Here is a 13,800-nt window from a genome sequence, read left to right as displayed (position 1 = left end):
GACGAACTTTCAATCCGGCCTTGGATGTATGTGCGATACTTGCAATCAGCCCTTGGCTGCCGCGTCTTCCATTGCCTTGACGATGTCGGCCGCCGTGCCCTGACCGGAGAGCAAGTTCACTACACCGGAGTTGAGCGCGTTGCCGATGTTTCCGCCAAGCGCGGTATCCATCCACAATTGCATATCGTCGGAATTGCTCATGGCTTCGATAATCTGCTTGAGGTTATCGTCCGTAACGGAATCCATGGCCTCCTCAGATGCCGGAATAGTGCTGAATGCAGTGGCATATTCTTCCTGGTTGTCCTTCTCCGCCATGAAGTTGACGAAATCAACAGCTGCCTGCGGAGCCTCGGGATTAACGGAGAATCCGGTTGCGGCACCCATCAGAGCGCCTTTCTCGCCTTTGCCTCCGTCCACATCCGGGAAGGCGAAGAATCCAAGGTCGGCCATGGCCGTCTTATCAGGGGTCAGATCCTTGACCACACCAGGCTCCCAAGTGCCCATAAGCTCCATGGCTGCTTTGTGGTTAGCGAGCAGACCTGCGGAAGAGCTTGCGCCCTGCTGTGCCGTAGTGGTCAGGAAACCTTCATTAAAGGCGTCCATATCCAGCAACTCCTGAAGATCTTCCGCGGCTTTGGTCCAGCAGGAATCGGAGAAGTCCTTTTCATTGACACCCTTGGCATAGGCGTCAGTGGAGCATTCGCGCAGAGAGAGCCAGTAGTACCAATGGCCGGCCGGCCACGCATCCTTGCCTCCAAGAGCGATCGGTTCGATGCCCGCATCGCGTAACTTCTTGATGTCACTCTTCAACTCACTGAAGGTGGTCGGCACCTCGTCAATTCCCGCCTGTTCGAACAAATCCTTGGAGTACCAGATGCCTCCCGGCTGAACGGTGACCGGGACACCGTAGACCTTGTCGTCATAGGTGAAAGACTTCAGAGCGGATGCCATTTGGTTTTTGACCGTATCACTGATCTTGTCCGTCAGGTCCATGGTCTGGCCTGCATCGATCATATCCTTGGTCTTGGCACCGCCTAGGGCCATATACACATCCGGACCGGAAGACGGATCCTGCATGGCCGTAGTCAACTTGCCTTCGAAGTCCTCGTTCTGTATGGCCTGGATCTCAACCTTGACGCCGGTCTTCTTCTCGAAGGCGGCAGCCATATCCTCCCAGTACTGCTTGCCTGTGCCCGCAGTGGCATTATGCCAAAAAGTGATGGTGTTCTCGTCCTTGGCGCTGTTGCTGGAACCGCAAGCACACATGCCCACCACGGTGGCCATGGCAAGCGTTGCAGCTGCAATGGTCTTGAACTTCATTATCTTCTCCTTGTTTTCACTCATCATCGGCGAAATGATGACAACTTCGAAACGAACGATCCGGCAACATGAAACGTTCGGGAGCGCGCCTTCGCGACTTCATTGCCATCTTGTCCGAGCATTGGGGAATCAGTCTTTGATTCCTATCCGAAACTTTCGTTTCGTTTTCGTTGTAAGCTTACAATAGACGATGAGAATATTGAGAGTCAAGTTTTTCATTAAACCAACTAACTAAATTAGTTTCGTTGATTTTTCAGCATTTTTAAGTCTTATCCACTTTTCGAAAGTTTCGAAAATCAAAAACCGAAAGTTTCGTAAGTATCTTCACGTATTATGGAAAATGAAAGGGGCTCACATGGCCGCAGGAACACGCAGACAAACCAAGAAGTCATCCATCAGGCTGGCCGACATCGCCAGGGAAACCGGCTATTCCCTGGCCACGGTATCCAAGGCGCTCAACGGACGTGCGGACGTCTCCGAGGAAACCAGACAGGCCATCAACACCGTCCTCAGAAAATACGGTTATTCACGCAAGGCGACAACCGGCAAAAAACAGAAACTCATCGAAATCGTATTCCAGGACTTCGATAACGTTTGGGCCTTGGAGGTCATGCGCGGCGCCATCCGGGAGGCCAAACTGCATGACCTGAGCGTCATCACCACGGAAGGCGGCGATCGTCAGCACCCCGACTCGACCTGGATAGACAACATGCTACGCAGACAAATCGCCGGCGCCATCCTCGTTTTCTCCAACCTGACCCGCATCGAACAGAACAAACTGCATTCCCGAGGCATCCCCTTCGTGCTGTTCGACCCATTCGGAGATCCGGATCCTGCCACACTGTCCGTACAGGCGGACAATTGGACCGGCGGCGTGATCGCAACACGACATCTGCTCGCCCTCGGGCACAAACGCATCGGCATCATCACCGGCCCGGAGGAAATGATGTGCTCCAAGGCGCGTCTCGACGGATACACGTCCGCCCTCGCGGAACACGGCATTCCAGCCGACCCCGAACTCATCACCGAAGGCGACTTCACCACCCCAGGTGGCTATGCACAGGCCATCTCATTGTTGGAAAACCCGCACAGGCCAACCGCCATCTTCGCCGGCAGTGACCTGCAGGCGATGGGCGTGTACGAAGCGGCCAGGCAGCTTGGACTGCGCATCCCGGAGGACCTGTCGGTCGTCGGATTCGACGATGTACAGACTGCATCGTTCCTAGGACCCGCATTGACCACTGTTAAGCAGCCTCTGCAGGACATGGCTCGTGCCTCGGTGCGCATGCTCGTCGAAGCACTGACCACTGATGACGTACTGCAACCACACGTCATCATGCCCACGTCGCTGGTGGTACGTAACAGCACGCAGCAGCTGGACGAATAATCGGGACGAAACGGTCGGCCCGCACAGTCCCGCATATACGGGATCCGGCCTAGTCGGACAGTCCCGCCAAGCAACCGACAAAACCGCCAGCCCATTCCGTGCTCAGGAACCGCGCATCGAATTCGGCCAGAATCCGATCATCGTCCGCAAAACCGTCGTCAAAGGAAGAGCCGAGACCAACCGATCGTACGTCTTTCGCCACAATGACCATAAGACGATTGTCCCCAAAACGGACCATAACGCGAGATGGCAGGACATCCGACAGTCCAATTCGAGAGCAAACGATCCGCCCGCCACCGGCATGAAGCGAAGACTGCACAGCAGTATCCGTCAACGTGAATGTCGCATAATTGGCGGAATTCTGACGGATTATCAGGGAGCCGGACCCCGGCAGCGGCATCAGGCATGGCAATTGCGAGATCCTCTGATATCGCACGGCCTGCCCGTCACGAACGAAGACCACATCCGAAACGTTTTGCCGGACATCCAGCAGCATGGCCTTCGACTCAGCGGCAGTCCGCCCGACATGCGCCACCATATGGGCACGCCCCTCCTCGCGCAATTCCATCGTGATCGAGTCGGGCAGGCGCCCGATGTCTGCGCCAGCCATCGGCCAGCCCGGGTCATCTTCCGTCAAGATCGGTGTCTCGATCCCCCGCAACTTCCAACCAGCAGGTTCATGCTCCCATCGCATAGGAGTAACGAAACTCTCCCTACCCAAGTAACTCAACAGCTCACCCGGAGCTCCACCCGCGATCTCACGCACGCCAAGGCACACCATCCACCAACCGAATCGCGGGTGGTGCATCAGGTCCGCGTGACCGACGCATTGCACCGGTTCGGACATACCCAAATGACGGTGCGTGAGTATCGGATTCTTCCTATCGGCATGAAACGCGCGAATCGCATTGCCCAAGTAGCAACGTTCGCCTTCTCGCACCTGCGATATTCTTTCCCCTGATTCGACGGCGGTGCACTCATACTCGGCAAACGCTTCAGCAAGGGTCCGCGGCGCATGAATCCGCATGGCCATCTCACTATGCTCGAAGCTCGTCCCACCCTCAGCCGTCAGCAGATACACATAATCACCGATACGGTACAGATGCGGGCCCTCGGCCCATACCGCTTCCATACCATACCCACGCCAGATAACCGTTTTTCCCCGACCCGCTGGCGCGCCGTCCTCAATCAAAGACCAGGATTCCGGATCGATGCGTTGGGTCCAGATTTCAGTTTGGCCTTCCCATTGCGGATGAACGGCAGGTCTGGTTTGCGTCCAATACACGCTGCCGTCCCGGTCCTCGAACACATCCGGATCGATGCCTTCCGCACCGGAAATCCAGAACGGACCACGCCACGGCCCCTCAATCCTGTCGGCTTCGATGACGAAATTGCCATCGGACCGTGCCACATCATCCAGTTCCTCTTGACTGCAGCCTGCCGCAACCGCCTTGGCCATATCAACACGAGCCACCGTGCAGGCGATGACATACTTACCGGCCATCCTACGTAATGTCGGCGCATAGATTCCACCCGAATCCTCAACAAACGGAATCAGCAGACGCCGGGCCATATCGGAGTCGATGGCATCAGCCGCATGATTCCAATGGGAAAGATCTTCCGACACATGAATCGGCAGACCAGGAACAAGTTCGAATGAGGAATTGACCAACACGACCTGCTGACGCAGATCGTCCCAGATCCAACTCGGATCGGGATACATGCCGCTGAGAATTGGATTGGTGATAGTTGTTGTTGCAATCGTCATGGTTCGCACCTTTGCGGACAAACGGATCATATGGCAGAGAATCGAAAATTTCGGATTGATTCTCAAAACGGAAAATCGCCTGCGGGCCAATGCAGTCCCGCAGGCGACCTTCTTGGAAGGAGTATCAGGAAGGAAAAAGATAGGCGGGAACCGGGGCACGTAAGGCCCCGGTCCACCGAATATGACCCTGTTGCAGTCGGGCCGGACTGTGCGATTCAGTGATGAATCGAGTTCGGACGAATCCGGATCTTCGACTCAGGCCTCGGCCAGAGCCTCGACCATGTAGTTGTTGATCGTGGCCTTGACGGACTCGAGGTGATCGGACTTGGTGGCCTCGATGAGCTTGGCCTGCGGGATGTCCAGAGCGTACTCTTCGAGGGAGGCCAGGGTCGCGGTGCCATCCTCGATGGTCGCGCCGATGCCGGAATCGTAGGAGCTGTAACGCTCGGCCTGCAGGTTCTCGATGAACTTGTCCTCGTGCATCTTGGCCGCGACCAGGAGGCCTGCGGCGAAGGAGTCCATGCCGGCGATGTGGGAACGGAACAGATCCTCGGCATAGAAGGAGGTACGACGCGGCTTGGCGTCGAAGTTCAGGCCACCGTGAGGGCCGATCTGGCCGGCGGCGAGGACTTCCCACATCACGGTGGAGGTCTCATACAGGTCGGTCGGGAACTCATCCATATCCCAACCGATGAGCTTGTCACCCTGGTTGGCATCGAGGGAGCCGAGCACGCCGGCTTCGCGGGCGGTGCGTATCTCATGCTGGTAGGTGTGGCCGGCCAGGTTGGCGTGGTTGCCTTCCAAGTTCAGCTTCATGAAGTCGATGTCATAGGTCTTCAGGAAAGCGATGGCGGTGGATGCATCGAAGTCATACTGGTGCATCGTCGGTTCCTTGGCCTTTGGCTCGATCAGGAACTGGGCGTCCAGACCGATTTCCTGAGCGTACTCGTGGCACATGTGGAAGAACTTGGCCATGTGCTCCTGCTCGCGCTTCATCTGGGTGTTCCACAGGTTCTCATAGCCTTCGCGGCCGCCCCAGAACACGTAGTTCTCAGCGCCCAGACGCTTGGCGATCTCGAGGGAGTGCTTCAGCTGACCGCCGGAGTATGCGTAGATGTCGGCGAACGGGGAGGTGGAGGCGCCGGAAACGAAGCGCGGGTTGGTGAACAGGGAGGAGGTGTTCCACAGCAGCTTGACGCCGGTGGACTTCATGTTCTCCTCGATCTTGTCGACGATCTTGTCGAGGTTGGCGTCGGTCTCACGCAGGGTGTCGCCTTCCGGAGCGATGTCGCGATCGTGGAAGCAGAAGTATTCGACGCCGAGCTTCTGGAAGAACTCGAAGGCGTAGTCGACCTTGGCCAGGGACTGATCCATGGCGTTGGAATACTTGCCGTACCACGGACGCTGGGAGGTGCCGGTGCCGAACGGATCGACGAGCTCCTGATCGAAGGTGTGCCACCAGGCGACGCCGAAGCGCAGCCAGTCCTTCATCTTCTTGCCGGCGACGACCTTATCGGCGTCGTAGTAATGGAAAGCCAGACCTTCCTGCGGTCCCTTCTCGCGACCGACGTACGGAATCTTATCGATATCCCACAGACCCATGGGGTGCTCCTTTGCTGTTTGGTTTTACTTTGGTAAAGCATTCTTTCCGGCGGACTTCCGCCCGTCTTGATGTACATAATAAATTCATCTTCCTAAGTTTGTCAATTCGTTGAACTATTCGGCGTTTCCGTTGGGAAACAGCCGAATGCCGGCATGATGATAGAGTTGCCCATGTTTTGTGTGCACCACAGACAATGCAAAGCTGCGTGAAGGAGTTGATACCATGAGCGAAAACGTCGACACCATCTGTGTACAGGGAGGCTATCAGCCGGGCAACGGCGAATCCCGCACTCCCCCGATCATTCAGGCGACGACCTTCAAATACCAGTCCAGCGAACAGATGAGCCGCCTGTTCGACCTATCCGAATCCGGCTACTTCTACACTCGCCTGCAGAATCCGACCAACGACACCGTCGCCGCGAAAATCTGCGAGATGGAAGGCGGCGCGGCAGCGATGCTGACCTCATCCGGGCAGGCGGCGAATTTCTTCGCACTGTTCAACATCTGCAACAACGGCGACCACATCGTAGCCTCCTCCGCAATCTACGGCGGCACGTTCAATCTCATCAACGTGACCATGCGCAAGATGGGTATCGAGTGCACCTTCGTGAGTCCCGACTGCACCGAGGAAGAGCTCGAGGCGGCATTCCAGCCGAACACTAAGGCCGTGTTCGGCGAATCCATCTCCAATCCGGCGCTCATCGTATTGGACTTCGAGAAGTTCGCGAGCGCCGCACACCGTCATGGCGTGCCGCTGATCGTCGACAACACCTTCCCGACGCCGATCAACTGCCGCCCGTTCGAATACGGCGTGGACATCGTGACCCATGCCACCACCAAGTACATGGATGGCCACGGCTCCTGCGTGGGCGGTGCGATCGTGGATTCCGGCAATTTCGATTGGATGGCCCATGCGGAGAAGTTCCCGGGACTGACCACGCCGGACGAGTCCTACCATGGCGTGACCTATGCCACCGAATTCGGCAAGGCGGCCTACATCACCAAGGCCACCGCACAGCTCATGCGTGATTTCGGGTCCACGCCGGCACCGATCAACTCGTGGATCATGGGCATGCACATGGAATCATTGGGTGTGCGTATGGAGCGTCATTGCGCCAACGCGCTGGCCGTAGCCCAGTGGCTGGACGCCGATCCTCGCGTCAGCTGGGTAAGCTACCCGGGTCTCGAAGGCGACAGATACCATGCACTGGCCGAGAAGTACATGCCGAACGGCACCTGCGGCGTGATTTCCTTCGGCGTGCCGGGCGGGCGTGAGAAGGTCTCCGCATTCCTCGACCATCTGAAGATGGTGTCGATCGCCACGCATGTGGCCGATGCGCGCAGCTGCACGCTGTACCCGGCGGGCACCACGCATCGCCAGCTCTCCGAGGAGCAGCTTGAAGAGGCCGGTGTGGGCATCGATCTGGTGCGTCTGAGCTGCGGCATCGAAAACGCGGCCGACATCATCGCCGATCTCGATCAGGCCCTCGCCGCCGTGCGGTAACGCGCAACGGCGAACGGCGAATCTTCAAGTCCTGCTGCAAGGTCGCGGAACGAATCGCCTTCGCTCCGCGACCTTGCTTTGTCGGTTCCCTATCGGTCGGTCAGCGTCGATAGGTCCAACGGCCGTCCAGCATGGTGGCCATCACATGATCGGGCATGGCTCGCATGGCCTCCGGGGAGTCGATGGCGCTTGGGTCACGGTCCAACAGCACCAGGTCGGCGACGTCGCCGACCTGCAGGGTCGAGCGGCCTGTCGACGTGGATGACGCCAGGGCCGTCTCGAAATCAAGGCATTGTTCCGGCTGGAACGGTTCGCGTGCTGAGTCTTCCGTGCCGAACACCGCCGCGGAAACGGCCATCCAGGGGTCGAGCGGGGCCACGGGCGCGTCCGAGCCCATGAGCAGCCTTGTGCCGGTCTTGTGCAATGCGTTGAATGCATACGGGATGCCGGCCGGATCGCCCCAGAACCGTGTAATCACATCACGGTCGTCCATGGCGTGCTGGGGTTGGATGCTGGCGGCCAGACCGAGCCGGGCCAGCCTCGGAATATCGCGTTCCTTCAGCATTTGGGCGTGTTCGATGGAGCCCCGCGCATGGGTGTGTTCGGCGCAGTCGAGCACGATGGTGTTCGCCTCGTCGCCGATGGCATGGCAGGCGATGTCGAAACCGTGCTCGGTGGCAAGGCGCATGTACGATTCGATCTGCTCGGACGTATAGCTGAGCGTTCCGTACGTTTCGGGAGTGACGCCCGAATATGGTGTCGAGCAGTAGGCGGAACGGGTGTTGAGCGAGCCATCCGAAATCATCTTCATCGCACCGACGTGCCCCAGGCCGTGGCTTCCGGGAAGCTCGTCGCCGGTATGCCAGCCGTCGTCGATGGCCTGCCGAAGTCGTTCCGGATATACGCCGGCCTGAATGCGCAGGCCGTCAAGCCCCTTGCCGAAACGGCCGATCCATGCGTCGATGTTCTCCGCCATCTCGTAGTCACGCACCCCGACCACGCCCTTGCCGGCCGCGTCATGTTCGGCGTTGCGTAGCAGTCGCATGAGCTCTTCGTCGGCGCCGGGACCCTTGTCGAGTTTGCAGTAGGCGTCGAACCATTCCAGTTCTCCGACCAAGCCGGATTCGCCGACATGCACGCCCAGCATGCGGGCGGCCGCGGAATTCACCCAGCCGCAGTGCATATCGGCACTTGACAATGCCACGGGCTGGTCGTCCGTCACCGCATCGATCGCAGCCAGCGTAGGCTGTGCATCGTCGGCCCAGAGCGAGTGGCGGAACCGCATGCCGACGACATACCGACCCGGGTCGAGCGCGCCGGCCGCACGGCGTTCATCCAAATGCTTGCGGAGCATGCCGAGCGCTTCATCGGCGCTGCGGGCATCGATCAGATCGAGTCGCCCCAACGTATACGACCACTGGGTGAAATGCGTGTGGCAGTCCCACAGGCCGGGAATGACCCACGATCCGTCGGCATCGATCGTCTCGCCTTCGAACGGCTTCATCCATGCAGGCAGGATTCCGTCAATCGCATGATTCCGGATAACGATATCGACCGGGTCGGCCGACCCGATGCAACGGACGTTCCGTATGCGCAATGATTCACTCATGAGTCTTTCCTTGGAGCACATCAATATTCCCATCGCATACCTTAGCCTGACGGAATTCGAAAAGTCCTGTTTCATCTCAGCCTTGTGCCTCTCCGCGGCTCCACGATGTCGGCCGCAGGCCGATGGCACGGAATCCACCACCGGCGCGAGGGGCATCGAGTCGCCGCACAAAACCATGTAGGCTGAACACAGTATTCCCGACAAGGCGGCGAGACTTATGGACAACGACGACTATACGGCCAAAATGGTCGAGCTCATCGAGCTCATGCGTGCCATCGGCAATGACACCCAACAGTGCGAGGTCAAGGAGTGCGCCCGCAGGATCAGCACCACCATCACCGACACGTTGTCCGCGTTCTCCAACGGCAGCGGCGGGTACATCATTCTGGGATTGAGCGAGAAGAACGGCTTCACGCCGGTCGAGGGATTCAACGCGCGCTCCATGCAGGAGTCGCTGAGCCAGGCCTGCGAGAAGCTTACGCCCGTGGTGCGCCCGGTGGTCGTGACCTGCCCGTTCGAAGGCACGAATCTCGTATTCGCCGTGGTCGATGAGATGCTGCCACGCGAAAAACCTTGCTATTACACGGAAGCAGGCCCCTATAACGGTTCCTACATCCGCACCGGCGACGGCGACCGCCACCTGACGGCCTATGAGGTCGATCGGCTTCTCGAAGAGCAGCACCAGCCGGAAAACGATATCGCAATCGTCGACGGCGCCATAGCCGAAGACCTGAATCCCAAGCTGACCGAAGCGCTGCTCGCCAGCGAGCGCAGAAAGCATCCGCGCGCATTCGAGGGGCGGGAAGACATCGACATGCTGCTCGACCTACGCGTGCTGAGGGCGAAGCCGCCCACGGACTCCGCCGGCCGGACCGCCCGCCGCAAGGGCAAAAGCGCCAACGCCCTGGCGGGCCTGTGCCCCACGTTGGCGGGACTTCTGGCATTCGGCAACTACCCGCAGAAGTTCTTTCCGCGGTTGAATGTCACCGCGGCCATGTTTCCGGGCATCTCACGCGATGAGGTGTTCGCTTCGGGCAAGCGGCTGATTCACTGCGAAACCTTCGTCGGCACGATTCCCGCCATGGTGGAGGATGCGGTCGATGCGGTCATGCGGTGGACGCGCGGAGGCGCGGCCCATGACGGAGCCGCGTCTTCATCCATAACCGCAAGCGCGCCTTATTCCGCGGCCATATTGCGTGAAACCGTAGCAAACGCGCTGGTTCACCGTGACTACTCAGCCGATTCCCTCGGCACGCCCGTGCACGTCGACGTGTTCACCGACCGCATCGAAATCACGAATCCGGGAGGCCTGTTCGGTGCCGTGACCAGCCGCACGCTGAAGCGACCGATCTCCACCTCGACCCGCAATCCGTTCCTGTTCTCGCTGCTGCGTGCCACTACGCTCGCCGGTAGCGCCACGCTCAGCGACGACGGTACCGGATACGAGCAGATCGAGGCCATACTGCGCAATGAGCATCGCCCACCGGTGCGCATCGACAATTCCATCGGCTCGTTCCGCATTACGATTCCTACCGCCGGCCGCGTCGTGACGGGACCATCTTCATAGCAGGGCGAATATGCGGCGTGGAGACGACCGCTGCGCAGGAGGCCGTCATCCGGCGCCCTCTGCGTCGATTCCGTTTCGGCGCTACTGAAAATCGTTTGACATTATTACAATCATCCGTATGATCCATTCGTGATATCAAAGGAGATTCTTATGGACGCCGTCACCGTCTTCAACGATTTCGTGAACCTTGTCGAACGCGACGACCTGCCGATCGAGGCCGTCGCATTGGCGGACGGCGAGCGCATCATCGCCGAAAGGCATTTCGTACCCGACCAAAGCCGCAACATCTACTCGCATACGAAAAGCTACGTGTCGACGGCCATCGGCATCGCCGTCGAGGAAGGGGTGCTGAGCCTTGACAGCAGGTTGGTCGACGCATTCCCCGAATATGTGCCGGCCGATGCGCAACCGGAGTTGGGGCACGTCACGCTGCGCCACCTGCTGACCATGTCGAGCGGCTTCAACCATGCGTATCTGATGAGCCCCGACCGCCGTAGCGGCGTTGGAGCGCCGGATCATCTGCGATACATGTTCTCACGTCGAATCGAGGCGGCACCGGGCAGTGCGTTCTGCTATTCATCCGCCGACTCGTATCTGGCGGGCCGCATGCTTGAGCATGCCTGTGGCGAGCGTCTTGGCGAGTACCTGTACCGCACGATCTTCTCTCGTCTCGAGCAGGGGTGGCCGATTTGGGAGTGCGACCCGCAGGGGCATCCCACCGCCGGCGCGGGCATGTTCATGACGCTGGCCGACATGCTCAAACTCGGACAGGTCTACCTGAACGGCGGCACATGGCACGGCACGCGCATCGTGAGCGAGGCGTGGGTGGATGCCGCATCGAGCAGGCAGATCAAGACGCCGCATGACAACATCTGGACATGCGGCTACGGCTATCAGTTCTGGATGTCGCCGTACAAGGGCGCGTACCGTGCGGATGGCGCGTACGGCCAGATTACGACCGTGCTGCCGAAGCAGGGGCTGGTCGTCGCCGTGCAATGCCCGGAATCCGGCGATTTCGACAAGGTGATGCGCCCGGCGCTGCACGAACGCCTGTTCGGCCCGCTGACCGCCTGACCGAGGTTCCATCCAACCACGGGCCCATAAAAAACACCATTGGCGCTCCGCGTGTAGACGGGATATGGGATAATCGTGGGCGGTACTTTGCGTGAGGCACGGTCCGGGATCCGAACGCGGGATTTCCGTTGACCCATTCATGCAACACGCTGGAATTCCAACGTTTCTTAAGGATGGAACACAACATTGGCTGAATTCATTTATCAGATGATCAAGGCCCGCAAGGCTTACGGCGACCGCGTGATCCTCGATGACGTGACCCTGAGCTTCCTGCCGGGCGCCAAGATCGGCGTCGTCGGCCCGAACGGCATGGGTAAGTCCACGCTGCTCAAGATCATGGCCGGCATCGACACCGTCTCCAACGGCGAAGCCTACCTGACCCCGGGATTCACCGTCGGCATCCTGCAGCAGGAGCCGCCGCTGGATGAGACCAAGACCGTCGGCGAGAACATCAAGATGGCATTCGGCGAAATCGCCGAAAAGGTGGCCCGTTTCAACCAGATCGGTGAGGAGATGGCCAATCCGGATGCCGACTTCGATTCCCTGATGGAAGAGATGGGCAAGCTGCAGAACGATATCGACGCCGCCAACGGCTGGGATCTTGATTCCCAGCTTGAGCAGGCCATGGATGCCCTGCAGTGCCCGGATCCGGACACCCCGGTGACCGTGTGCTCCGGTGGCGAGCGCCGTCGTGTGGCACTGTGTAAGCTGCTGCTTGAGGCTCCGGACCTGCTGTTGCTCGACGAGCCCACCAACCACCTCGACGCCGAGTCCATCCTGTGGCTGGAGCAGTTCCTGCACCAGTACAAGGGCGCCGTCATCGCGGTCACCCACGACCGTTACTTCATGGACAACGTGGCCGAATGGATCTGCGAGGTCGATCGCGGCCACCTGTATCCATACAAGGGCAACTACACCACCTACCTGGAGACCAAGGCCAAGCGTATGGAGATCCAGGGCGCCAAGGACGCCAAGCTCGCCAAGCGCCTGAAGAACGAGCTCGACTGGGTGCGCTCCTCGCCGAAGGCCCGTCAGGCCAAGAACAAGGCCCGTCTGGAACGCTATGACCAGATGGAGCAGGAGGCACGCAACAACAAGAAGCTCGACTTCTCCGAAATCCAGATTCCGGCGGGCCCGCGTCTGGGCTCCACCGTTCTGGAAGCCGAGCACATCCATAAGGCGTTCGGCGATCGCGTGCTCATCGACGACCTGAGCTTCACCCTGCCGCGCAACGGCATCGTCGGCGTGATCGGTCCGAACGGCGTGGGCAAGTCCACCCTATTCAAGACCATCGTCGGCCTCGAGCCGCTGACTTCCGGCTCGCTCAAGATCGGCGACACCGTGAAGATCAGCTACGTCGACCAGAACCGTGCCGGTCTCGACCCGAACAAGAACCTGTGGGAAGCCGTGTCCGACGGCCTCGATTTCATCGACGTGGCCGGTGTGGAAGTGCCGACCCGTGCCTACGTGGCCTCCTTCGGCTTCAAGGGCTCCGACCAGCAGAAGCTCACCGGCGTGCTGTCCGGTGGCGAACGCAACCGTCTGAACCTGGCCCTGACCCTCAAGCAGGGCGGTAACCTGCTGCTGCTCGACGAACCGACCAACGACCTCGACGTCGAAACCTTGGAATCGCTTGAGAACGCGTTGCTTGCCTTCCCGGGCTGCGCCGTGGTGATCTCCCACGACCGTTGGTTCCTCGACCGCGTGGCCACGCACATCCTCGCATGGGAGGGCGATGATGAGAATCCGGCCAAGTGGTACTGGTTCGAGGGCAACTTCCAAGCCTATCAGGAGAACCGCGTGGCCCGCCTCGGCGAAGATGCGGCGCGTCCGCACCGTCTGCACCGCAAGCTGACCCGCTGATCGCACCGTCCGCACGGTTTTCAGCGTTAAGCGCAGATTTCAGCAAAGCACCATTCCTCGTTACGAGGGGTGGTGCTTTGCTGGTATTCCATCGTTTGCCGATTAC

The 13,800-nt window shown here is 59.4% G+C and carries 9 protein-coding genes; 5 read left to right on the top strand and 4 right to left on the bottom strand.

Annotated elements, in window-relative coordinates:
• Positions 1 to 45: 45 nt before the first annotated feature.
• On the bottom strand, positions 46 to 1,320 hold the full coding sequence (locus tag BMOU_RS09185) for an ABC transporter substrate-binding protein (RefSeq protein ID WP_034876924.1): 1,275 nt from the start codon (positions 1,318 to 1,320) through the stop codon (positions 46 to 48).
• Positions 1,321 to 1,675: 355 nt separating this feature from the next.
• Between BMOU_RS09185 and BMOU_RS09180 the strand changes: the two genes are divergently transcribed.
• The gene (locus BMOU_RS09180) at positions 1,676 to 2,707 is read left to right on the top strand and encodes a LacI family DNA-binding transcriptional regulator (protein WP_034876922.1); all 1,032 of its coding nucleotides are present in this window, start codon (positions 1,676 to 1,678) and stop codon (positions 2,705 to 2,707) included.
• A gap of 49 nt (positions 2,708 to 2,756) precedes the next feature.
• Here the strand turns inward: BMOU_RS09180 and BMOU_RS09175 are convergent, their stop codons facing one another.
• On the bottom strand, positions 2,757 to 4,475 hold the full coding sequence (locus BMOU_RS09175; protein ID WP_034876921.1) for a glycoside hydrolase family 43 protein: 1,719 nt from the start codon (positions 4,473 to 4,475) through the stop codon (positions 2,757 to 2,759).
• Positions 4,476 to 4,730: 255 nt separating this feature from the next.
• Positions 4,731 to 6,077 (bottom strand): xylose isomerase, encoded by a 1,347-nt coding sequence (xylA, locus tag BMOU_RS09170; RefSeq protein ID WP_003837160.1) that lies wholly within the window; start codon positions 6,075 to 6,077, stop codon positions 4,731 to 4,733.
• 223 nt (positions 6,078 to 6,300) lie between these two features.
• Between xylA and BMOU_RS09165 the strand changes: the two genes are divergently transcribed.
• Positions 6,301 to 7,581 carry an O-acetylhomoserine aminocarboxypropyltransferase/cysteine synthase family protein gene (locus tag BMOU_RS09165; RefSeq protein ID WP_034876917.1) on the top strand — a complete coding sequence of 427 codons (1,281 nt, stop codon included), beginning with the start codon at positions 6,301 to 6,303 and terminating at the stop codon, positions 7,579 to 7,581.
• Positions 7,582 to 7,681: 100 nt separating this feature from the next.
• Here the strand turns inward: BMOU_RS09165 and BMOU_RS09160 are convergent, their stop codons facing one another.
• Positions 7,682 to 9,085, bottom strand: coding sequence for an amidohydrolase (locus tag BMOU_RS09160; protein WP_235143776.1), 1,404 nt, complete (start codon positions 9,083 to 9,085; stop codon positions 7,682 to 7,684).
• Positions 9,086 to 9,407: 322 nt separating this feature from the next.
• Between BMOU_RS09160 and BMOU_RS09150 the strand changes: the two genes are divergently transcribed.
• The 3 genes from BMOU_RS09150 (at position 9,408) to ettA (ending at position 13,694) form a co-directional block, all read left to right on the top strand.
• Entirely contained in the window at positions 9,408 to 10,757 is a 1,350-nt protein-coding gene (locus tag BMOU_RS09150) for an ATP-binding protein (protein WP_051428953.1), read from the top strand.
• Positions 10,758 to 10,907: 150 nt separating this feature from the next.
• Entirely contained in the window at positions 10,908 to 11,831 is a 924-nt protein-coding gene (locus BMOU_RS09145; RefSeq protein ID WP_034876911.1) for a serine hydrolase domain-containing protein, read from the top strand.
• Positions 11,832 to 12,017: 186 nt separating this feature from the next.
• The gene (gene ettA, locus BMOU_RS09140) at positions 12,018 to 13,694 is read left to right on the top strand and encodes an energy-dependent translational throttle protein EttA (RefSeq protein ID WP_034876909.1); all 1,677 of its coding nucleotides are present in this window, start codon (positions 12,018 to 12,020) and stop codon (positions 13,692 to 13,694) included.
• Positions 13,695 to 13,800: the final 106 nt, after the last annotated feature.

Source organism: Bifidobacterium moukalabense DSM 27321, assembly GCF_000522505.1.
GTDB lineage: Bacteria > Actinomycetota > Actinomycetes > Actinomycetales > Bifidobacteriaceae > Bifidobacterium > Bifidobacterium moukalabense.
This window is presented reverse-complemented; position numbering and strand designations above follow the sequence as displayed.